Raw genomic sequence first — 23,104 nt, 5'->3', positions numbered from 1 at the left:
CCTCTATAAGACTTTTTTAAAGGGAAGGTGTTAGATTCGTGTCCATACGTATTATTGTTCTAGAACCTGATGATGTGCTTCACCAAATAGCTAAAGAGGTAAAGAAGATTACGCCAAACGTTCAGAAATTGCTGAATGATATGGCCGATACGATGTACGATGCAGAAGGTGTAGGTCTAGCTGCACCTCAAGTTGGCATTTTGAAACGATTAATTGTGATTGATGTTGGAGATGAGAATGGACTGATCAAACTGATTAATCCTGAGTTAGTCTCTTCTGAAGGAGAGCAGTTTGGTCCTGAAGGATGCCTTAGTATTCCTGGCGTAAATGGGGATGTGCGACGTGCTGAGACTGTGACAGTTAAGGGACTTGATCCAGAGGGCAAGGAAATCACAATAACGGGAAGCGGACTTCTAGCACGCGCATTCCTACATGAAATTGATCATCTGAATGGTGTGATCTTCACGGACATTGCGGAAAGTGTATATGAAGTTACCGCAGAACGGCTTGAAGTTACCGGAGAACGCCTTGGAAAGGAATGACGGCTTGATGAATATCATATTTATGGGAACACCGGCGTTTGCGGTTCCCAGTCTGCGTATGTTGCTTGAAGAAGGGCATCAGGTTGTTGCCGTTGTGACACAGCCAGATCGCCCGCAAGGTCGCAAGCGAGTGCTTACTCCAACGCCTGTGAAGGAAGTTGCTCTTGAATACGGAATACCTGTGTTGCAACCTGAGCGTATGCGCAATAAAGAAGCTGTGGAGCAACTAGCGGCTTATAAACCGGATTTGATCGTGACGGCAGCTTATGGGCAGATTCTTCCCAAAGCTGTGCTGGACCTACCTTCGTGTGGATGTGTGAATATCCACGGTTCGTTGCTACCTAAGTATCGGGGGGGTGCACCTATTCAACGTTCTATTATGAATGGGGAGGCTGTGACTGGCGTTACATTGATGTATATGGCTGAGGGTCTGGATACAGGGGATATGATTGCACAGATAGAGGTCGCTATTGAGGAAGAAGATACTTCTGGGACGATGTTCGAGAAATTGAGTCTGGTTGGTGCATCATTGCTTCAAACGCAGTTACCGAAACTTCTCGCTGGAGAAGTAAATAGAACGCCACAGAATGATCTTGAAGCATCCTATTCACCTAATCTCAAGCGTGAGGATGAGCAAATAGACTGGAATCGTAGTTCTAGAGATATCTACAATCAGGTTAGAGGTTTGGTCCCTTTCTCTGGAGCCTTTACCATCTGGGATGGTGAGGTATTCAAAGTATGGGCGGCTACTCCAACGTCGGACTCCCCATCCAATGATTCAATAGTTGCGGGTACCGTTATTCAGCTTAGTGAACGTGGAATTGAAGTTAGAACTGGGGACGGATCGATATGGCTGACTAAAGTTCAGCCAAGCGGTAAGAAAGTGCTGGAAGTTGAAGCGTTCATTCGTGGAACCAGCATGTCTAAAGGAACGGTGTTAACATGAGTAACGACCGTAAGCCATCTAAAGGTCATAAACTAACCGCTCGCGAATTGGCGATGGATGTATTAACTAAGGTGGAACAAGAAGGTGCATATAGTAATTTACAGCTGAATGCGGGACTGCAAAGAGCTTCGCTCATCCGGGAGGATGCTGCATTAGCGACGGAATTGGTATATGGCACGATAGCACGTCTGAACACACTGGACTATTTCTTGAGTCGATATGTGACGAAAGGGATGGACAAACTTCAGCCTTGGGTACGTAATTTATTACGAATGAGCCTGTATCAGTTCATGTATTTGGATCGAATTCCACCTCATGCGGTAGTGAATGAAGCGGTGAATATCGCTAAGAGCAGGGGGCATCAAGGAATCTCTGGTATGGTAAATGGTGTATTACGAAGCATATTACGTAGTAAAGACGAGCTAATCTTACCAGAAGGGCTTGCCCCAGCTAAAAGGATATCATTACAACATTCGCATCCGAAATGGTTGGTTAAGCGTTGGATAGAACAGTATGGGGAGCAGACAGCAGAGAATATATGTGCTGCCAACAATGAACCTCCTTCGATCAGTGTGCGTGTGAATACAACGGTGATTAGCCGTGAGAAGTTGCTTCAGGACATGGAGGAGCAAGGTGTCGTAGCGATCCCGTCCCCTTTAACCGCTGAAGGAATTCTCGTCATGAGTGGGGGGAATATGGCTCTAACAGACTGGTATCGTGACGGGATCTTATCCGTACAGGATGAAAGCTCCATGCTAGTCGCTGAAGCTGTCGGACCGCAGTCTGGAATGAAGGTTCTAGATTGTTGTGCTGCCCCAGGTGGCAAGACCGTCCATATGGCGGAGTTAATGAAAGATGATGGATGGATTGTTGCTAACGATCTGTATCCTCATAAAGAGAAGCTAATTCGTGAACAAGCGGAACGTTTGGGGCTTTCTTCGATTGAGACGATTGTGGGAGATGCCTTGGAATTAAAGGTGAAATACCCAGAGGCTTCCTTTGATCGTATTTTACTGGACGCTCCTTGCTCAGGGCTAGGCGTTATACGTCGGAAGCCTGATCTGAAATGGACGAAGACGCAAGCGGATATCGAAGAAATTGCAAGCTTGCAGTATGAGTTGTTAGAGACGATATCCCCACTGGTACGAGTGGGAGGTATTCTGGTGTATAGTACATGTACAATAGAACCACAGGAGAATGAAGAAATGGTGAGACGATTCTTGGACAACCATCCACAATTCGAAACGGCAACGGATCATCCATCTTCGTGGACTGAATTACAAAAAGTTGCTAAACCTTGTGCTGAAGGGATACAAATATTACCTCAAGATTTCAAAAGTGACGGGTTCTTTATTGCTCGAATAAAACGAATCTCCTAGTATATTATGATTAATTTCTAGTATTTTGATTGCTCATAACCCGCTAGCCACAAGGTTTAGCGGGTTTTCTCTTTTATTGTCCCTTTTATTTGTGTTAAAATAGGAAGAATGAGAAATGATATGCATATGAATAAAACAAGCGGGTGGGAAAAGAATGAAACCATTTATATATGATTACAGCCTAGAAGAACTACAAGAATGGGCTAAAGAGAACGGCGAACCAGCTTTTCGTGGTGGCCAAATTTTTGATTGGGTATATGTAAAAAGAGTTAATAACTTTGAAGAAATGAGTAACTTGTCCAAAGAGTTACGCCAGAAGTTGGAAGATCAATTTCAATTCGTAACCCTTACTGAGATTACAAAGTTTGAATCGAAGGATGGAACGGTTAAATTCTTATTCGGACTACATGATGATCATGCCATTGAGACCGTTATTATGAAGCATAATTATGGGAACAGCGTTTGTGTGACGACTCAAGTAGGTTGTCGAGTTGGTTGTACATTCTGTGCATCTACATTAGGTGGGTTGAAGCGGGATTTAACAGCTGGTGAAATTGTAGCTCAAGTCGTTCAGGCTCAAAAAATATTGGATGCTAAAAATGAACGTGTCAGCAGTATTGTCATTATGGGTACAGGCGAACCTTTTGAAAACTATGATGCTTCAATGAAATTTCTGAGAATCATGATTCATGAGAAAGGTTTGAATATTGGTCAGCGGCATATTACGGTATCCACTAGTGGGATTGTTCCGAACATCTATAAGTTTGCTGATGAGAACACGCAGATTAATCTTGCGATTTCCATCCATGCACCGAACGATAAGCTACGCTCTAAGTTAATGCCAGTTAATCGTCGCTTTCCTTTTGCTGACGTCATGGAGTCTTTGAGATATTATTTAGCCAAGACAGGTCGCAGAATTTCATTTGAGTATGCCTTAATAGGGGGCGTTAATGACCAGCCTGAACATGCTCAAGAGCTAGCAGATGTCATTAAAGATATGTTGTGTCATGTCAATCTAATTCCAGTTAACCATGTGCCTGAGCGTAAATATGTACGCACATCACGCAGTGACATTTTTCAATTTCAAAGGATTCTTGCAGACAACGGAGTGAATGTAACGATTCGCCGTGAACAGGGCCACGATATCGCGGCCGCCTGTGGACAGCTACGGGCCAAGCATATGGAGCTGAGGTGATATAATTGTGATCAAGTACGTCCATGTTAGCCATATCGGAAACGTTCGCTCGGTAAATGAAGATGCTGTGAGTGTGTGTCACACGGATGCTGGTTATACACTTGGGGTTCTTGCTGATGGAATGGGCGGACATCAGGCTGGAGAGAAGGCAAGCGAGCTTGCTGTGGAAACAGTATTAGCGGATTTATCTGCTCTTGAGAAAGGAATGTCGTCTGAAGGTCTACAAGCAGCTCTCAGCGATGCTATTCTTCATGCAAATGATGTTATTCATCGTGAAGCTGCCAATAATGAACAGTACCATAATATGGGGACCACTATCGTTGTATTATTGATAGATGGGCACTCGGGTTGGATTGGGCATATAGGAGATAGTCGTGCCTATAAGGTGTCTGAGGGTAAGGCTCTGCAGTTGACGGAAGATCATACACTTGTTAATGAACTGTACAAAAATGGACAGATCACGCAGTCTGAATTAGAGACCCATCCAAGGCGGAATGTTCTTACTAAAGCATTGGGAACAGATATCGAAGTTACTGCGGAATTCGATACTGTTACACTTGCTCAGCAAGAAGTATTGCTTCTATGTAGCGATGGTCTTAGCAATATGGTGAATTGGGAACGTTTGGGCCAAATTGCTGGAATGCAGGAAGTAACACTAGAAGAACGTGCAGATCGTCTATTGCAACTAGCGCTTCTCGCAGGAGGCGATGATAATATTACTATCGCCCTGTTTGAACTTCAGGATGAAGTCGTAGTGGCAAGCATAAAGGAGTGGGATTCATGATCGGACACGAATTGGGCGGTCGGTATGAAATTATAGAGCGAATCGGCGGAGGTGGCATGGCACTCGTATATAAAGCCCATGATATTTTGTTGGGCCGGAACGTAGCCATTAAAGTATTGCGCCAACAGTTCGTGGATGATGAAGAGTTTATTCGACGTTTCCGTCGGGAAGCACAATCTGCAGCGTCTCTGTCACACCCAAATGTTGTGAGTATTTACGATGTGGGGCAGGAAGGTGAAATTCATTATATCGTCATGGAATATATAGAAGGATTTAACTTGAATGAGATCATTAAGGATCGAGCCCCGTTACAAGTGGAGGAATCTGTTCGGATTGCTGCACAAATTTGTGATGCACTTGATCATGCGCATCAGAATCAAATTATTCACAGAGACATTAAGCCTCATAATATTCTTATTGGTCGGAATGGTCGCGTGAAAGTGACTGACTTTGGTATTGCTCGTGCGGTAACATCAACAACGATTACCCAAACGGGTTCTGTTCTTGGATCCGTTCATTATTTTTCTCCTGAACATGCTAAGGGTGTGATTACTGGAGAGAAGTCGGACTTATATTCTCTAGGAATTGTGTTATATCAAATGTTGACAGCAACTTTGCCGTTTTTGGGTGAAAGTCCAATTAGTGTGGCCTTGAAGCATTTACAAGAGGAATTTGATGATCCTAGAGGTGTAAATCCACTTATACCACAAAGTGTGGAAAATATTATTCTGAAATCTATGCGTAAAAATCCGAGTGAACGCTATCATTCTGCCAAAGAGATGCTTAAAGATCTCGATACTTGCTTGCTTCCTGAACGTCGAAATGAACCTAAGATTCAGTTCGCAGAAGCTGACGCGGATCAGACACGAGCTATGCCGGCGATTAAATCTATGAAAAGAGAAGCATCGTATAGCAGAGCAAAGAAGCTGTTTGATGAGGATGACGACGACGATAATAAAATAGAGGACAAACGTAATAAAAAGTGGGTGAGGCCCACACTGTGGATCACCTTGACTTTGGTCATATTAATAAGTATGGCTGGCGTTATCTGGTATGTGAATAATAAACTGGTGGTTCCAGAAGTGACCATACCCAACGTAATTAACTTACAAGAAGACATTGCTGTGGCTGAGTTGACTGAGCTTGGGATTGTGATTGAAGATCCTATCATTCGCACTTATAAAGAGGATTTTGAAGAAGGCGTTGTGTATGACCAGAGTAAGAAAGAAGGTACAGTGGTTAAGGCAGGATCTGTTATCAGACTGTTCGTGGGCACAGCTAAGCCACTTGCGGTTATGCCAGAGGTGAAGGGCAAGACGTTTGCAGAGGCTTCCGAAAAACTGATCGCTCTGAAGGTGAAAAAGGATAACATATCAGAGAATCCTGCATATAGTGATGAGCCTCCTGGTACGGTCATTGGACAAGAACCTGAAGCCGATGCTAAATTCAATGCGGAAACGGTTGAAGTTATATTAACAGTCAGCAAGGGGAAAGAAACGTTTGATATGCCAGATTTAGTAAGTATGACGCGCAGTAAAGCTGAAAGTGAAATTAAGAAAGTTGGCTTGAAGCTATTGGGAGTTGAGGAAGAATCTAGCTTTAAGTATGAAAAAGGATTGGTTACGAGACAGTGGCCTTATGATGCTAAATCCACTGTATCTATTGGTGAAGAGGTGAAAATATTTGTTAGCACCGGATATCCTCCTGAGGCGTTGAATTATACGTTCAATTTACCAGTAGCACCCGTGGAGGAAGGTAAGAATAGCAAGATTAGAATTGAATATTCTGATGCACGGAATGATGACGGAGAGAAAAAAGAATGGGGTACAAAGACTGTTAAATCTACACAAGTGTTCTCAGTTGATTTAGTTCTTGCACCTAATAAAGATGCCGTTGTGATCCTCTATCGGGATGGCGTGTTCTTCGACACGTATACGATCTCTTATGTGGATGCTAAGAATGGCTCGGTACCAGATGTGTTCGTTCCTCAAGAAGATCCAGTACCGCCTACAAGTGAAGAGGATTTAGAAATTATTCCTGATCCCGGAGATGTGAATCCGGAGGATACAACGACCATGCTACAATCTTCAAGTAAGGATAAAGCCCCAAAGGATAAGCCTGACAAATCCAAGAAGGGTAATAAAGGTATTGTTAAGACTTCTAAGAAACCATGAATGATCGTACAACCATCCGTAGTTATTTGGAAAGTGAGGCCATTCTAGTATGCCAGATGGTGTAATCGTAAAAGCGCTGAGTGGATATTATTACGTCAAGCCAATTGCTAACGGCAGGGCGGTAACGACGGAAGGGCAGCGAGCAATCCAATGTAGGGCGCGTGGAGTATTCAGAGATAGGGGGATCTCCCCCTTGGTGGGAGATCATGTCGTATATACATTGTCTGATCATGATGAGGGTACCGTGACTGAAGTTAAACCACGGCATTCTCAGTTAATTCGCCCTCCGGTGGCCAATGTGCAGTTTGCAGTTCTAGTGTTCTCGTTGCGTGAACCAGACTTGAATTTACCGCTTTTAGATAAGTTCCTTGTGCATATTGAGCATTCAGGACTGGATGCGATAATTTGTCTGACGAAGCAGGACTTGCTAGAGGATAAAGTGATAGATCAGAAAGATCCCATTACTTATGTACAGGAACTCTATGAACAAATTGGTTACGAGGTCATCCTAACGAGTTCGCGTTCAGGGATGGGACAAGAACAATTACGTGAACGCCTTGCTGGGCACATTTGTGTGTTCTCTGGACAATCAGGGGTGGGTAAATCATCTCTACTTAATGCCTTAATGCCAAGTCTTGCATTGGAGACCAATGAGATTAGCATGAAGCTCGGTCGAGGTAAACATACGACTCGTCATGTGGAACTGATTGAATTAGATAATGGAGCGTTTGTTGCAGATACGCCTGGATTTAGCCAGTTAGATTTCTTGGAAATGGAAGTGGGAGATTTATCTGCATGCTTCAGAGAGTTTAAAGCTTATGCAGATCATTGTAAGTTCCGGGGATGTAGTCATCTGCATGAACCCGGATGCAAGGTGACTGAAGCTTTGGGTAAAGGTGAAATTGCACAAATTCGCTATGATAATTATGTGCATTTCTACGCAGAAATGAAAGATAAAAAGCGGAGGTATTGACAGAGATGATCAAAATTGCACCGTCTATATTGTCAGCTGATTTTGCCAAACTAGGAATGGAGATTGCCGAAGTGGAAGCAGGAGGAGCAGACTGGATTCATGTTGATGTGATGGATGGTCATTTCGTCCCTAATATTACGCTAGGTCCACCTATTATTAATGCTATCCAGCACTATACGACGCTTCCCCTTGATGTGCACCTCATGATTGAACAACCAGAACGCTATGTGGCTGATTTCGTTAAGGCTGGCGCTAAGGTCATTACTGTACATGCTGAGGCATGTACACATTTACATCGTGTTGTGCATATGATTAAGGAAATGGGAGTACAAGCTGGGGTTGCGATTAATCCAGGTACACCTGCTTCGGTCTTAAAGGAAGTGTTGCCGGATCTCGATCTGGTATTAGTTATGACAGTGAATCCTGGCTTTGGAGGGCAGTCATTCATTCCACGCACTCTTCAGAAAATACGTGAAGTGCGTCAATCTCTAAATGAAGCTTTATTGCTGGATGTTCATATCGAGGTGGATGGTGGAGTTACAGTGGAGACTGCACCAATGGTGGTTAAGGCAGGCGCAGATGTACTGGTAGCGGGTAGCGCTGTCTTTGGACATCAGGACAGAGCGCTAGCGATTTCTCAGATTAGAGGAAGCATAGAAGGGATGTAAGGGTATGACTTTCAAAGAAGCCTGCTGGCTTACATTGGCTAGTATGGGTGCGGGAATGATGCTTGGTTCATTTGCACTACTCAAGTCTCCCTTTAATGCGCTGACATCACTCATAGCGGTAGTTATAACGATATACTACTTCCGTCATTTTGAGCGGAGAGGTCTGAGAATTGGATACGTTGTTTTTTCGTTACTCTATTTTATCTTGTTTATATTTATGGTGTCGGTTTATCAATACTATCAAGGCGTAGTTCCAGCAGTATAATTATGAGTTTTGAACAACCTCTAAAAGTTCGAGTTCAAAAAGTCAGGTTTTCAGCACCGAGAAGATTGAATGAAGCAAGGGAGTGAGGAGCGGAGCGTAGGCAGTACCTACGTGAGCACCGGAAGGACCGGCTGAATTCAATGTTCGATGTCGAATACGCTTCTTGATATACTTCGTGATCAAAAGATGACTTCTTGAACAACCTCTAAAAAGTCATAGGGCATGCTGTCCTCGCATAAACATGGTTACATGAGCAGAATTTTCATGTAGCCTTTTTTTTGTTGCCAGTCATAGTGAAGGCTCACTGGATTCATATGGAAAGGCATGAGAATGATGGGGAGGATGAGACATGAAATTTTACACATTCAAGTTACCAAGGTTCTTGGGGGGATTTGTCAAAGCCATACTTAACACATTCAATAAAAAATGACACCAATTCTACTTAAGTGTGTAGTCTACGAAAAGAACTCTGACCGAGGCTTAGGAGATCCGGTCAGAGGTGCCAAAAAAGCACCTACTGAAAAGAAGGTGCTTTTTGCTTATATGCTGTTGTAGATATTATACGCGAGCAACTTTACCTGATTTCAGTGCACGAGTACTAACATAAACACGTTTTACTTTACCATCCACCAAAATACGAACTTTCTGAACGTTAACGCCCCAAGTCCGACGATTGCGGTTGTTGGCGTGAGATACATGGTTACCAGTGCCTGGTTTTTTACCTGTTATATAACATTTGCGAGACATAGATTACACCTCCTTGTTCCAATACACTTACATAAACAATACTTATATATAGTATCACAGCAAAAAATGCTTCGTCAACCATCGGCAAAAACATTTATTTCTTTTCGTTCTTATAGTACAATGTTGTATAGCTTATATTAATACAGAATAAGTAGTAATATAAGCTGATTCTTTGATAGTAAATGTAGTATTATGAAATATAAATAACGAGGCTAGTTCTTGGTGTAACAAGCTAGGAAGGGGAATTCTCACTTGAGTAAGCGTTCTTTGAATGGAACAGATTTCACCGCGATGGTTATACTTGGCGCGGAACAACTACAACAACATGCAGAACATGTGAATGCTCTTAACGTATTTCCGGTACCTGATGGAGATACGGGAACCAACATGAATTTAACGATGACCGCAGGTGTTGCTGAATTAAAGAGAAATAACTCTGAATCTATTGGACATAATGCCGGTGTATTGTCTAAAGGTCTCCTAATGGGAGCACGAGGTAACTCGGGTGTTATTCTATCGCAGTTATTTCGTGGATTTGGACGTTATGTAGCTAATTCTGAAGAATTGAACACACAGCAATTTGCTGCGGCGCTACAGGTTGGCGTAGATACAGCTTACAAGGCTGTAGTTAAGCCTGTCGAAGGTACAATTCTCACGGTAGCTAAGGAAGCTGCTAAGCATGCTTTATACATCTCTAGACGGAGTAGCGACATTGTAGAATTGATGGAACAAGTACTTATGAAGGCTAAAGAAGCATTAGCCCATACGCCAGAATTACTACCTATTCTTAAGCAGGTAGGAGTAGTGGATTCGGGTGGACAAGGACTTGTGTATATTTATGAAGGATTTCTACAGCATTTGAAGGGTGGAACTGGGCTAAGTTTTGGAGGGCAATATTCTTCGGTAACAGCTTCAAAGGTAAATCAACCACCGCTTCAGGCAATTAAGTCTATCTCTAAAGTTCCTATGAGTGCTCAGTCGAGCTTAGTGACCGAAGATATTGAGTTCTTGTATGACATGGAATTCTTCATTAACCGTCAACTCGGAGGGGCACAAGTTAATCTGTTCGACGAAGAGGAATTCCGAAAGTCGTTGTCAGTAAATGGGGATTCTATCATCGTTATTGCTGACGATGAAATTATCAAAGTTCATGTACACTCTAAATCTCCAGGTGAAGTTCTGGATCTAGCTTTGAAATATGGTGAAATTACGCAAATTCATATTCTGAATATGCGTGAACAACATCGTGATCTACTCTCTACAGGGATGGAAAGTTCACCTATGCCAGAATTGTTTGCTGATATTCCGATGAGTGTAGGGATCACGGCACAAGCGCCAGCAGAACCTCCAGCCGATGAAATGGCTCCGTATGGTTTCATTGCCGTGTCTTCGGGACAAGGTATTACGGACATATTCACAAGCTTAGGTATTGACGCTGTTCTCTTTGGAGGACAAACGATGAATCCAAGTACGGAAGATTTCGTGAATGCGATTGCGTCTATTTCTGCTCAGCATATTTATTTGCTACCTAACAACTCGAACATTATACTTGCAGCTCAGCAAGCGCGGGAATTGCTTGAGGGAGAACGGAGTGTAACGGTTATCCCAAGTAAGAGTATTCCTCAAGGAATGGTTGCTGCCTTTGCTTTTTCGGAAGAAGAGAATGAAGATAACAATACTGAGAATATGTTGGCAGCCATTGCACATGTGAAGTCAGGTCAGGTAACTCATGCTATTAGAGATACTGTCATTGATGAGCTTGAGATTAAGGCGGGACAATACATTGGTATTCAGAATTCAAATATTGTAGCGGCTAATGAAGATCTACTTGGAACTTGTCAGAGTTTGCTTGCTCAAATGTTGGTGAATCAGGATGAGATTGTAACTGTCCTAGCAGGTGAAGAGGCCGATGCAGAGATGACAGCTCAATTAGAGGCTTGGTTACAAGAACAGTATCCAAAGGCAGAGATAGAGATTCATGAAGGTGGACAACCAATTTATTATTATCTGTTTTCAGTTGAATCCTAAATAATGATCATGTAAGGGGAGATTTCCTTGACTCATACCGTTATAGTTACGGATAGTACGGCTGATATTCCAGAAGAGTTAGCGAAGAAGCATGGTATTCATGTTATTCCGTTACGATTACAGATTGGCGAGGAATCGCTACTTGACGGTGTGGAAATCTCGGCTAAGGAATTTTATGATCGGTTGGATAAGGCTACAGAGTTGCCGACTACATCTCAGCCTTCCCCTGCGGATTATGTTCGAGTGTACGAGCAAATTCAACAAGAGCATCCTGGCGCATCGATTCTTTCCATTCATATTTCCTCGGGCTTAAGTGGGACATATCAATCAGCATTGATTGCGAAATCGATGATGGAGGAGAATCTTGATCTTACGGTTGTTGATTCTCTCTCAGCCTCTTATGGTTTTGGTCTACTTGTTGTACAGGCGGCGCGTCTTGCTAGTGAAGGTATGGCAGTAGAGGATATTGTAGTTGCCGTAGAACAGCTGCGTAAGGAACGCAAACTTTATTTCTTAGTAGATACATTAGAGTATTTGCAAAAAGGTGGAAGAATCGGTAAGGCAGCGGCATTATTTGGTACTTTACTTAATATTAAGCCGATTCTCTCTATTGATCCAGAAGGTATTATATATGCGGTCGAGAAGGTAAGAGGTCGTAATAAGGCTGTTGCACGTATGATTGAGTTATTCCAACAGGACCTTGGCAATATTGAAAAAATAAATGTGGCAGTGGGTCATACGGCAAATCCTGCATCCGCTGAGTCTTTCTTGGCAGAGCTCTCCGGTCATTTCAAACTGGAAGAAGTCGTATTAACTAATGTTGGTCCTGTCGTAGGAACCCATGTTGGTAGAGGGACTATTGCTGTATTTATATGGCCTGCTTGAATTGAGGTATAGATTATGAATATGAACCTTTCACTGGATCAGATTTCAGTTAAACAGGTACGTGGCGTGAGTGCTCTTAAAGAAGGAGAGCTTCACGCCTTTGGCATCTTTACGGTCAAAGATTTACTGGAGTATTATCCCTATCGTTATGAGGATTATCGTCTTCGTTCTTTGAGTGAGGTTCAGAGTGGGGATAAGATTACGATTCAGGCAAAAGTTATTGGGGTTCCCGTGCTGCAACGCTATGGAACTAAATCACGTCTGAGCTGCAAAATGATGGCGGAAGAGTGGATGTTTACAGCGACATGGTTTAATCGCCAATTTCTACGTGATCAATTGACAGCAGGTCGTGAAATTATTCTGAATGGCAAGTGGGAACAACGGCGAATGCAGCTTACGGTGTCTGATTCGGAGTTCCCAGATCAAGGGATAAAGCGTGGGGGCACCCTGCAGCCTGTCTATTCTGTAGGAGCTAAGATAACGCAGGCATGGATTCGTAAGACGATAGGACAAGCACTGACGCAGTATGGAGAGATGATCCCAGAAATACTACCGCAGGACTTGCTGAAGAAATATCAATTCTTATCGCGTAAGAAAGCTATTTCTATCATTCATAAACCAGAGGATACCGAGGAAGGACAGCTAGGTAGACAACGGATGGTGTATGAGGAATTATTCCTGTTTCAATTAAAAATGCAAGCGTTCCGTTCTTTGAGTAGAGGACGCATGGATGGCGTGATACATACCGTAGAGAATTCCGTGGTACGTGAATTTGTGAGAAGCCTTCCTTTTGAACTGACGGATGCCCAGAAGAAAGTAGAACTGGAAATCTTGCGTGATATGCGAGCGTCTTATTGTATGAATCGATTGCTCCAAGGGGATGTTGGATCTGGGAAAACAATTATCGCAGCGATCGCTCTCTTTGCAACGGTACGATCAGGATTTCAAGGTGCGCTGATGGTACCTACCGAGATATTATCAGAACAGCATTTGCGATCATTAGTAGGTTTGTTTGAACCCTTGGGCATCTCAGTTGGTTTACTCACGGGTAGCGTGACGGGACGTAAGCGTAAGGATCTACTGGCATCATTGCAAATGGGGATGATCGACGTAGTTGTGGGTACGCATGCTTTGATTCAAGATGAGGTGTTCTTCCGCAATCTTGGATTGGTCGTCACGGACGAGCAACATCGCTTCGGAGTCAACCAGCGTAGTGTGCTTCGGCGTAAAGGTTACAATCCCGATGTATTGACGATGACAGCGACACCGATACCCCGTACGCTAGCTATTACGGCTTTTGGTGATATGGATGTCTCTACACTCACGGAGCGCCCTAAGGGGCGTATACCGATCTCTACGTACTGGGTGAAACATAGTATGATGGAGCGTGTGCTTGGATTCATTTCCAAAGAAGTGGATCAAGGTCGGCAGGCGTATCTCATCTGTCCGTTGATTGAGGAATCAGAGAAGCTAGACGTGCAGAATGTGATTGATCTGCATATTCAGATGCAACAGGCCTTTCCAACCTACCGTGTGGGACTATTACATGGTCGAATGACACCAGCTGAGAAGGAAGAGACGATGCAAGCTTTTAACCGTAATGAAGTGCAGTTGCTTGTATCGACTACAGTGGTGGAAGTAGGGGTTGACGTTCCTAATGCTACGCTCATGATCATTATGGATGCGGAACGATTCGGACTATCACAGTTGCATCAGTTACGGGGACGTGTGGGACGGGGGCAGCATGCTTCTTACTGTGTATTGATTGCTGATCCGAAGTCTGAGGTAGGGCAAGAGCGAATGAGGGTCATGACGGAGACAGATGATGGATTCGAGGTATCACGTCGGGATCTCGAACTACGCGGACCTGGAGATTTCTTCGGGACGAAGCAGAGCGGTCTACCCGAATTCCGATTGGCGGACATGGTGGCTGACTTTGCGGTGTTGGAACAAGCGCGTGATGATGTCTCAGAACTTATTAGTGTACCTTCTTTCTGGACATCGCCCGCTTATGAAACACTTCGACATTATCTACAACAGGAGCAGATTTTTCAAGAAAACTTGATTGACTAGGTACATTGGACAACCCTCCCGTCATATACTGAGGAAGATTGTATTTGACGGGAGGTGCCGATGTTGGGTTATCAGCAGTATGGAATCAGCCCACAGTTAGTAGAGCGGATTAAACTTAAAATGAAAAATCCAGCTATGAAAGAGCGCGTCAAAGATCTCGTTCATGGCGTTAGTAAACAGGATTTGCAGAATGGCCCCAAGGTACAGCGATTGGTGAGATCAACAGCAAGCCTGCTGAAAGAGAAGTTCACACCTGCTGAAGAAGAAAAAATGGTTCGATTTATTCTAAGCCAGCGCATTGATCCTAACAATACATTCCATCTTATTAAGCTGTGGGGTATGTTTCGGTAGTTCATACTTAACTTGTAGAGCCCTCGGGGGGATGCCCCGGGGGTTGTTTTGATGTGAGAGTAGAGCTATAGATTTAAATTTAGCTTTACAGATTGTTCTTACGATTGCTGTTGCCGATCGTAAGAACAATCCGTTGCTGTAACAGTTCCGGTATAAATGGTTGTCGGATTTACAGTGGCACCATTTGATCGGTGGCGCTTTTTATCTTCTAACCCTACCATATCTAACATTAACAATTGTCTCTCATCCGTTTGTAGAACTGCTTGTGCAAGCATGATAATCATTTGTATGTTGAACTACCTTATAGTCATAAAAACTGTACCTGTTATAATTTCCTAAATCGCAATAAACTCGCGATAACGAAGCCAATGTGATTCCAATTGCTATCGTTTTCTGGACATTAACTTCAATTATGGGTGTGGAAAATGGATAATCATGGTTAGATGTTTATGTTTATATTTATATTTGTGTTATTTCGACAATATTCGCAAAAAAACCAGAGTATATTTAACTACATGAATATTTTATAAAGCGATGCTAGAGTATATTATTGGCAAATACTCAAGCTACGATTGTAAGGTTGAGCTGCTTTTCTAGTTGGAAATTACATATTATGAAAGTTTTGAAAAAGAGTCATTTGTACGGGCTATTATACGCGAAAAGTATTAGCGTAAATTAAGATCTGCTGACTGGAGTTGAAGAAAGTGAAGAGAAGTATTCCACTTATTACCCATAGAAAACTCTTAGCCCGGTATTTCAAACCCCAAATGAAAAAAGTATGTATTGTGGCATTTCTATTGTTGATAAGTGTAGGGTTACAACTTGCAAATCCACTGGTGCTTCGGGATTTTATTGAGATGATTACAGAGGATGTTAGTCAGAGAAAATTAGTGTTCACCGCTATTATCTTTATTTCCATAGCGATTACTAATCAAATGATATCTGTAGTTGCAAGCTATTTAGCTCAGAAAATAGCGTGGAAGGCCAAAAATGAGTTGCGTAAGGACCTTCTTGTTCATTGCTTGAATTTAGATATTTCCTTTCATAAGGAACATACTCCAGGTGAAATGATTGAAAGAATTGATGGCGATGTCAATGTGATGGGTAACTTTTTTTCGAATTTTCTTGTTTTGATTTTTACAAATTCAATCTTTTTATTAGGTGTTTTGTTAGTACTATTCAATGAGCACTGGTTAATCGGTATTTCGTTAAGCCTAATTGTTGTCACCGCATTTTTCTTGCTAAAATGGATTCGCAGCATTTCCACTCCGTATTGGGCTGAAGTTCGGGAGATTAGCACTAAATTTTTTAGTTACATAGGTGAACAAGTTGCAGGGGTAGATGATATTAGATCAAATGGTGCTTTGGGATTTGTGATGAACAAATTTTATATGATGCTGAATAAGTGGCTTCCTTCGAAACGAAAAGCTGCCATATCAGGTGCGGTTATATGGTCTACCACAATCTTCACCTTTGCAATATGTAATATTACTTCATTTATTGTTTGTTACTACCTTTGGGGGATAAACGAGATAACAGTTGGAACTGCATATATGGTATTCCTCTACACGGAATTTTTAATCAGACCTATAGAAGTGTTACGAACACAAATCGAAGATCTGCAGATGGTGGATGTATCAATCCAGCGATTTGATCAATTATTTAATCAAACTTCCAGTATTATAGATGGTCAAGAACCGTTAGCAAGCGGGTTTAACGATTTCTCGATTCAATTTGAGGATGTAACTTTTGGATACAATGAGAGGGATGTGGCCCTTCACAACATTTCGTTTAAGATTGAAAATGGGGAAACACTGGGAATCATCGGTCGTACCGGAAGTGGAAAGACATCCATAACTAGGCTGTTGCTTAGGTTTTATGATCCACATAAGGGTGAAATTCGTCTTGGAGATAGGCTATTGCAGGGCATTCCCTTAGTAGAACTTAGAAGAAGAATTGGTGTTGTAACACAGGAAATTGAACTGTTTAGCGGATCTATCCGAGACAATCTTACATTCTATGACAGCTCCATTACCAACGGGGAATTATCGCAAGTCATTGAGGAGCTCGGGCTACAACATTTAATGGATTCACTCCCCGAGGGATTGGATACTATGATAGATGCGGGTGGAAGTATATTTTCAGCAGGGGAAGCGCAATTATTATCAATCGCGAGAGTGTTTCTGAAAAAACCTGATTTAATTATTCTTGATGAGGCCGCTTCTCGTTTGGATCAAGCTACTGAAAAATTGATAGATCAAGCTTTAACAAAATTATTAAGAGGAAGAACATCTATTATTATTTCGCACCGAATTTCAACTTTGAATCGTGTGGATAAAATCATTATTGTTCAAAATGGGCGAATTATTGAAAGCGGGTATAAGAGGGATTTAGAGGAGAATAAGAACTCTATATTCAGAAGAATTCTAGCAGTAGGAAAAGATATGGATGATGATATCATTATGGATGATGTCGTTTGATAGAGGGAAGGTTAGGGAAATACATGAAAACTAACGTTTTTTTATGGAGACTTATTAAGTATCGTCCTGGATTATATCTTCTTAATATTATTTTTTGGACAGGAATATATATATCACCCATATTCGTAGGCTTATATACGAGGGATTTTTTTAATATACTGTCGAATGAAGAGGGAACCAATGGAAGTTTAGTTATTGCTCTCTTCGCATCGGTTATTCTTGGAAGAATCGTATTTATTTTTTTTGGTGTAATCATTGATACCAGCCATGGATTTATGGTGGCAAATTTGGTTAGAAGAAATTTGTTGGATATGATCCTCCACTTACCCGGATCACAAGGACTCAAGGGTTCCACGGGGGAGGTAATAAATCACTTGCGTGATGATGTTGAACAGGTTGTAGGAGCAATAAGTTGGATAGTCGATACGATAGGTATGGTTTTATTCGCCATCATAGCATTTATAGTTCTATTTCGTATCGATTCTCAGATCACGCTATTTGTGTTCATTCCGCTTATTATCGTATTTTCTGTAGTCCATATCACTTCTGCAAAGGTACAGGCATATAGAAGGGAAAGTCGCGAATCATCCTCTAAAGTTTCGGGAGCGATAGGAGAAATTTTCAGTATTATTCAATCCATTAAACTTGGAAATGCGGATAGTAGGTTTATTGAAAGGTTTGATGCTTTAGCGGCGAATCAAAAGAAGTCGATGCTTAAGGACAATTTGTTTACTAGTATACTGGATACTGTCTTTATGAATACCATCAATATTGGAACAGGTTTAATTCTACTGATGTTGGCGTTCTCAACACAAAGCAATACTTTTTCGATTGGTGATCTAGCGTTGTTCGTTTTCTATTTATCTTTTATCACGCAATTCATACAATTTTTCGGGAAATTCCTTGCTTCTTATAAACAAACTGAAGTTGCTATGGAACGTATGACATCTTTAGTTCAAGGACAATTACTGGATAAGGTAGTGGAGCATCATTCTCTTTATATTAACGAGATTGCTCCATTAGCAATTGACGATATTTACAAGGATACAGAACCACTAAGAATTCTCCAAATTAAAGATTTGTCGTTCACATATGGGTCTTCTTCCCGAGGTATACAAATAAAAAGTCTGGATATTAAAGTGGGAAGTTTTGTTGTCATTGCGGGTCGCATAGGATCCGGAAAAACAACATTAATGAAGACAATACAAGGGTTATTGCCTAAGGATAGTGGTGATATCCTATGGAATGGTCGCGTGGTAAATGATCTCTGTTCCTTTTTTATACCGCCAAGAAGTGGCTATACCTCGCAAATTCCACAGCTTTATAATGAAACGTTAAGAAACAATATTTTATTGGGTCTATCTGAAGATGATGTTGATTTAAATGAGGCCCTGTACGACGCTGTGTTGAATGAGGATATTAAGAGCTTAGAATTAGGGTTAGATACTATGATTGGTTCGGGCGGGAGTAAATTATCGGGAGGGCAAAAAATCAGAGCTGCTTCTGCCCGTATGCTTGTTCGAAAACCAGAGATATTGTTTATGGATGACATTTCAAGTGCGCTTGATGTGGAGACAGAAACTTTATTATGGAAAAGAATCACTCAGAAAAAAAATGTCACATCCATTGTTGTTTCTAACAAAATGGCAGCACTACAATATGCGGACCATGTAGTTGTGCTAAAAGATGGATGCATAGAAAGCCAAGGACCACTGCAAGAGATGATGGAATCATCAAGTGAATTACAGGCATTATTAAGCGGTTCCAATCAGGGGGGCGGTAACATGAGTTAACCTATGGAGGTTATTCAAAAGTTGACTTTTTGAACAACCGCTATAGGTGTTTAAAACAGTGTAGGAATGAATATCAACCCTCACTTACCCACCACCATCTCTTTCATCACCTCCGCCAAGCCTCCCACATATCTCCCAATCCTCACGCTGATCTCAGCTCGCATAAACTCTCTTGTCATCATGAAGCGATCCTCATAGCCTCGGCAAATGTAGCGGTAGGTGAGTTCGTCATCATCCTTGGTATCTTCGAATACGCGAATGCTTCTTTCGTGAAGAACCTTCTTGGATTTCTGCATATCGTCCCGTATATGGTTAGCCAGTACTTTCGCAGCTGTGGAGTATAGTAATTTTAGCATTTGAGGAGACCTCTCAACCTCCTGGATTTTCTTTTCAACAATGTGGAGCATGACCGGAAGAAGGATGTATTCCCGCATCATCTCGAACTCCTGTCTTGTCGGGGGTTCTTTCGATTGAGGAGAGCCGCTATTCTGTATGGCGATGGATAACGATTGTTCTTTATGCTGGGGAAGCATCATACGACTGGACTCCCACAAGCCGTTTCCCTCTAGTTTTTTACTCATTTATAATGCCCTCCGATTTTCTGCGATCTTTCTAATGCCTGGCCCGAAGCGGTGATGGATGATGCCCTCATGATAGCCGTACTGCCGTAACGTTCTTTGATGGTATCAGTGACTTTATCTAAAGCTCGGGACTTGATCTGATCCTCGAACAGTGTCAGCTGATATTCTTGATCATTCGCAAAGTGACTAAGGATTAATCCGATTCGACGCACAGGAAGTGTGTTCCAATAACGGTAAAAGAGTGCCTTGGCCGCTTCGTAGACGACGTTCGTGTTATTAGTTGGATCAGGCATCTTCATTTGCCGAGAGAAGCTTGTGGGGTCCTCGTAAGGACTACACATGCAACTGACTGAAATGACGGAGCCCATATATCCCTTGCGACGACAATCGCGGCACACCTCTTCTGTGAGCTCTAGAAGTATCGTATTGATCTGATCTTCATCAACGTAATCTTTAGGCAACGTGATCATATGGCCAACTGATTTGGGTGCGGCATTGAATGTACCTGGTGTAACAGGAGAATCATCCAATCCGTTAGCCGTTCTCCACATGACCTCGGCCTGGATATCGCTTTGCTTTCCAAATCGTGCTCGAAATTGTTCCTTTAATCGGGGTAAGGGTGTTCTTGCGATTTCGCCGATCGTATGCATTCCGAGACGTGAGAAGTGGGCTGTCATGCGAGAGCCTACTCCAAACATTTTGTTTACAGGTTGCGGCCATAATAAGGTTTCGATTTCCGACTTAGGTAAGGTGAATATGCCATTCTCGTTCTTTTTTGCCCAAATGTCAGTGGCAATTTTAGAAAGTATTTTATTGGAGCTGATCCCTACTCGTACTCTCACTCCGGTCTGTTTAAGAACCTTACGTTGTATGGATTCTGCCATCGTTATTGGATCTCCGAACATACGTAGACTTCCGGACACGTCTAGAAATTGCTCATCTATCGAGAATATCTCGACGAGGTCGGTATACTCCTTGTAAATCTGTGTGATCATCAGTGAAATATCAATGTAATGCTGCATTCGAGGACGCATGACGATGAGATCAGGACATTTGTTCAGAGCTTCGCCTAATCGTTCTGCTGAAGTGACTCCAAAGGTCTTGGCTAGGGGACAGGCCGCTAGAATAATGCCCGAGCGACGCGCGGGATCTCCAGCCACAACAAGAGGTTTATCCTTATATTGTGGGTAGTCCGCCTTTTCGACGCTGGCGTAGAAACTCTGGCAATCTGCTAGGAAAATAACCCGTTCACGTTTACCGTTCATGTCAATCACCTCCATGTAAACTCATAAGCAGGGTGAATAGTTCTGCTCGTATCAAACTTCTCAACATATTGAAATGGTGGATATAACCACGTACTTTATATTCAACCTCAATGCCGAGCGTATTCATGTCGGTGTTCAAGACTATAATCTGTCGTTGTTTCATTCTATTCTTGAGGCTTTGTAATACAGGATATATGGATTGCTCAACCTCTTTCAGATGATGAATAACATAATGGTATATGATCTTATCTTGATAGAACGTTAAATGATCGATATCCCTTGCTAACATATCCAGTAAAATGGGGAGCAAGGTATATTCTTTAATAATTTGAATATCTTCTTCTGTTTCTATGCTTGGATTAATACTCATCTTTCACACCACCATAATAAGAACGTACATTCCTGTTTCTATTATACTCCGAACATGTGTTCTTTATGCAAGTGTATATTCTTGGAATGTGTTAACTCATCCTATAAATGGAAAGAGAGCCCCCTTTGTTGGCGTCGGTGGTGAACAAATGCACCAGCACTACAAAGGGGGCTCTTCTATAGACGAGCTACAATAGTTAGGTCTTAATGGTGAAAGGGACAGGATGTTTGGGGCGACTGAATTTCTGGTCTAGGCGCCCCTATGTTATCACTATTACTCGGAATGGAAATAAGTTCGCTGTCATCCACACCTTGAAGTTCCGCTGGCTCATCCAACCAGCCCGCGTAGGCCGGCTTCTGGTAAAGGAAGCGGGGACTAAGGTCGAGTTCCTCTAAGGAGTCATCGTGCCAGATCGGGGTGGCCGACGGAGACATGGGCGGAATAAGCCAAGACCAGCGACCGGATACCTCACGATTCCGCTCCTTCTCTTGCCGCTGGAACCGAACGAATTGGTCAGCCGCGGTATGGTGGTCAACAATGCTGACCCCAGCTTGTTTGAAAGAATAAAGCACTGCCCGGTTCAGTTCAAGAAGGGCTCGGTCCTTCCACAACGTAGTGTTGGTGGATCGGTCCAGACCGATCAGATCAGCAACAGCCGGGAGGCGGTTATATCGCCCGGTGTCTCCAAGATTGCGAGATCCGATTTCAGTTTCCATATACCAGCCGTTAAAAGGAGCAGCCACGTACTTAATTCCACCGATTTCAAGCTGCATGTCCGAAATGATCGGTACGGAATACCAGCGTAGCTGAAGCTCCGGAAAATGTTCTATCTCTGGATGACTTAGCGGCACCTCCTGAACGAGATGCTTCGGGATGGGAAACCAGCGGGGTTGTCCATCACCGATAGTTATCACCAGAGGCAGTACATCATAATCTCCTCCCGTTCCCTGCCAACCAAGATGCTGGCATACACTGGTGAAGACATCCGATGCCGGATCACCGGAACGAGCGTGCTCTCCAATACGGGGATAACCAGCATAGCGAATCAGTTGATGGTTCCAAATACGGATACGCTGATCAGGGGCTTCGCCACTGCGGAATACCGTGATTAGCGGACGGATGCGGCCCCCATTGTTTGCCTTCTCCAAGTGCTGCAGCAGAGCTTCGGCTACTTGCTCCACAGTCTCTGCTGAGCGCGCATCGATTACCTCGAGCGTATGCCAGAACAGACGGCCGATACAGCGGCTGTTGTGGCGCCAAGCCATTCGCGCTCCATGCGTTAGCTCTTCCCCCGTATGACGGTAGGTGCCGGATATTTGTATCTCTTCACGTACGGCTATGATACGCTTCTTCATTTCGGCTTCAGATTTGTCCAGCTCTGCGTAACAAAGTTCTATGAAAGCCTCAGCCTGACAGGTCAACTCTTCGAGGTTCTTGCTATCCATGTTGCTCACTCCCTGATCTTGGTCAATATTGCCACAATTCTTTTCACACAGTATAACATTCAGGCTAACGGTGTTACAGCTTTCAACAAGGGGTGAATTTTTGGAAGAAGGACATGATCTTCTGTTATAATAGATTCAATGAGGTTAACCACGGCTTCTT

At 42.8% G+C, this 23,104-nt stretch carries 22 protein-coding genes; 16 read left to right on the top strand and 6 right to left on the bottom strand.

Annotation, left to right across the window (positions count from 1 at the left end; genetic code table 11):
- Positions 1-38 precede the first annotated feature (38 nt).
- From def to spoVM, 10 genes are all read left to right on the top strand, one after another.
- Complete coding sequence (gene def, locus ACP8HI_RS12990) at positions 39-542, top strand: peptide deformylase (protein ID WP_438351473.1); 504 nt, start codon at positions 39-41, stop codon at positions 540-542.
- Between the two features lie 7 nt (positions 543-549).
- The gene (gene fmt / locus ACP8HI_RS12985) at positions 550-1,488 is read left to right on the top strand and encodes a methionyl-tRNA formyltransferase (RefSeq protein WP_438351472.1); all 939 of its coding nucleotides are present in this window, start codon (positions 550-552) and stop codon (positions 1,486-1,488) included.
- Positions 1,485-2,867 (top strand): 16S rRNA (cytosine(967)-C(5))-methyltransferase RsmB, encoded by a 1,383-nt coding sequence (rsmB, locus tag ACP8HI_RS12980; RefSeq protein WP_438351471.1) that lies wholly within the window; start codon positions 1,485-1,487, stop codon positions 2,865-2,867. Before fmt ends, rsmB begins: the two co-directional genes overlap by 4 nt.
- Positions 2,868-3,021: 154 nt before the next feature.
- On the top strand, positions 3,022-4,062 hold the full coding sequence (rlmN, locus tag ACP8HI_RS12975; RefSeq protein ID WP_438351470.1) for a 23S rRNA (adenine(2503)-C(2))-methyltransferase RlmN: 1,041 nt from the start codon (positions 3,022-3,024) through the stop codon (positions 4,060-4,062).
- A gap of 7 nt (positions 4,063-4,069) precedes the next feature.
- Positions 4,070-4,846 carry a Stp1/IreP family PP2C-type Ser/Thr phosphatase gene (locus ACP8HI_RS12970; protein ID WP_438351469.1) on the top strand — a complete coding sequence of 259 codons (777 nt, stop codon included), beginning with the start codon at positions 4,070-4,072 and terminating at the stop codon, positions 4,844-4,846.
- Complete coding sequence (gene pknB, locus ACP8HI_RS12965) at positions 4,843-7,020, top strand: Stk1 family PASTA domain-containing Ser/Thr kinase (protein WP_438351468.1); 2,178 nt, start codon at positions 4,843-4,845, stop codon at positions 7,018-7,020. The genes ACP8HI_RS12970 and pknB overlap by 4 nt, the downstream gene beginning before the upstream one ends.
- Positions 7,021-7,069: 49 nt before the next feature.
- The gene (rsgA, locus tag ACP8HI_RS12960; protein ID WP_438351467.1) at positions 7,070-7,993 is read left to right on the top strand and encodes a ribosome small subunit-dependent GTPase A; all 924 of its coding nucleotides are present in this window, start codon (positions 7,070-7,072) and stop codon (positions 7,991-7,993) included.
- A 5-nt stretch (positions 7,994-7,998) separates the two neighbouring features.
- Entirely contained in the window at positions 7,999-8,661 is a 663-nt protein-coding gene (rpe, locus tag ACP8HI_RS12955) for a ribulose-phosphate 3-epimerase (RefSeq protein ID WP_438351466.1), read from the top strand.
- A 4-nt stretch (positions 8,662-8,665) separates the two neighbouring features.
- Positions 8,666-8,926 (top strand): hypothetical protein, encoded by a 261-nt coding sequence (locus ACP8HI_RS12950; RefSeq protein ID WP_438351465.1) that lies wholly within the window; start codon positions 8,666-8,668, stop codon positions 8,924-8,926.
- 349 nt (positions 8,927-9,275) lie between these two features.
- The gene (gene spoVM / locus ACP8HI_RS12945) at positions 9,276-9,356 is read left to right on the top strand and encodes a stage V sporulation protein SpoVM (RefSeq protein ID WP_438351812.1); all 81 of its coding nucleotides are present in this window, start codon (positions 9,276-9,278) and stop codon (positions 9,354-9,356) included.
- A 128-nt stretch (positions 9,357-9,484) separates the two neighbouring features.
- Here the strand turns inward: spoVM and rpmB are convergent, their stop codons facing one another.
- Positions 9,485-9,673: a 50S ribosomal protein L28 gene (gene rpmB, locus ACP8HI_RS12940; protein ID WP_438351464.1), complete on the bottom strand. Its 189-nt coding sequence runs from the start codon at positions 9,671-9,673 to the stop codon at positions 9,485-9,487.
- A gap of 252 nt (positions 9,674-9,925) precedes the next feature.
- Between rpmB and ACP8HI_RS12935 the strand changes: the two genes are divergently transcribed.
- From ACP8HI_RS12935 to ACP8HI_RS12920, 4 genes are all read left to right on the top strand, one after another.
- Complete coding sequence (locus ACP8HI_RS12935; RefSeq protein WP_438351463.1) at positions 9,926-11,701, top strand: DAK2 domain-containing protein; 1,776 nt, start codon at positions 9,926-9,928, stop codon at positions 11,699-11,701.
- 27 nt (positions 11,702-11,728) lie between these two features.
- Positions 11,729-12,586, top strand: a complete 858-nt coding sequence (locus ACP8HI_RS12930) for a DegV family protein (protein WP_438351462.1) — start codon at positions 11,729-11,731, stop codon at positions 12,584-12,586.
- Positions 12,587-12,607: 21 nt separating this feature from the next.
- Positions 12,608-14,659 (top strand): ATP-dependent DNA helicase RecG, encoded by a 2,052-nt coding sequence (gene recG, locus ACP8HI_RS12925; protein WP_438351811.1) that lies wholly within the window; start codon positions 12,608-12,610, stop codon positions 14,657-14,659.
- Between the two features lie 63 nt (positions 14,660-14,722).
- Positions 14,723-15,010 (top strand): stage VI sporulation protein F, encoded by a 288-nt coding sequence (locus ACP8HI_RS12920; RefSeq protein ID WP_438351810.1) that lies wholly within the window; start codon positions 14,723-14,725, stop codon positions 15,008-15,010.
- Between the two features lie 98 nt (positions 15,011-15,108).
- Here ACP8HI_RS12920 and ACP8HI_RS12915 read toward each other — a convergent pair whose 3' ends face one another.
- Positions 15,109-15,294, bottom strand: coding sequence for a hypothetical protein (locus ACP8HI_RS12915; RefSeq protein ID WP_438351461.1), 186 nt, complete (start codon positions 15,292-15,294; stop codon positions 15,109-15,111).
- A gap of 420 nt (positions 15,295-15,714) precedes the next feature.
- Between ACP8HI_RS12915 and ACP8HI_RS12910 the strand changes: the two genes are divergently transcribed.
- Positions 15,715-17,490, top strand: coding sequence for an ABC transporter ATP-binding protein (locus ACP8HI_RS12910; RefSeq protein WP_438351460.1), 1,776 nt, complete (start codon positions 15,715-15,717; stop codon positions 17,488-17,490).
- A gap of 23 nt (positions 17,491-17,513) precedes the next feature.
- Positions 17,514-19,283: an ATP-binding cassette domain-containing protein gene (locus tag ACP8HI_RS12905; protein ID WP_438351459.1), complete on the top strand. Its 1,770-nt coding sequence runs from the start codon at positions 17,514-17,516 to the stop codon at positions 19,281-19,283.
- Positions 19,284-19,363: 80 nt separating this feature from the next.
- Here the strand turns inward: ACP8HI_RS12905 and ACP8HI_RS12900 are convergent, their stop codons facing one another.
- The 4 genes from ACP8HI_RS12900 to ACP8HI_RS12885 all read right to left on the bottom strand — a co-directional run bounded on the left by ACP8HI_RS12900 (position 19,364) and on the right by ACP8HI_RS12885 (position 22,944).
- Positions 19,364-19,864: a hypothetical protein gene (locus tag ACP8HI_RS12900; protein WP_438351458.1), complete on the bottom strand. Its 501-nt coding sequence runs from the start codon at positions 19,862-19,864 to the stop codon at positions 19,364-19,366.
- A complete protein-coding gene (locus ACP8HI_RS12895; RefSeq protein WP_438351457.1) occupies positions 19,861-21,129 on the bottom strand; it encodes a DNA polymerase IV in 1,269 nt (422 codons plus the stop codon). Before ACP8HI_RS12895 ends, ACP8HI_RS12900 begins: the two co-directional genes overlap by 4 nt.
- A 1-nt stretch (position 21,130) precedes the next feature.
- Positions 21,131-21,499, bottom strand: a complete 369-nt coding sequence (locus ACP8HI_RS12890; RefSeq protein ID WP_438351456.1) for a hypothetical protein — start codon at positions 21,497-21,499, stop codon at positions 21,131-21,133.
- Between the two features lie 203 nt (positions 21,500-21,702).
- Positions 21,703-22,944: a nitric oxide synthase oxygenase gene (locus ACP8HI_RS12885; protein ID WP_438351455.1), complete on the bottom strand. Its 1,242-nt coding sequence runs from the start codon at positions 22,942-22,944 to the stop codon at positions 21,703-21,705.
- Positions 22,945-23,104: the final 160 nt, after the last annotated feature.

The sequence above is a fragment of the Paenibacillus sp. FA6 genome (assembly GCF_051550225.1).
Lineage (GTDB): Bacteria > Bacillota > Bacilli > Paenibacillales > Paenibacillaceae > Paenibacillus_AQ.
The sequence above is the reverse complement of the archived record's forward strand: the minus strand, read 5'-3'. Positions and strand labels throughout refer to the sequence as shown.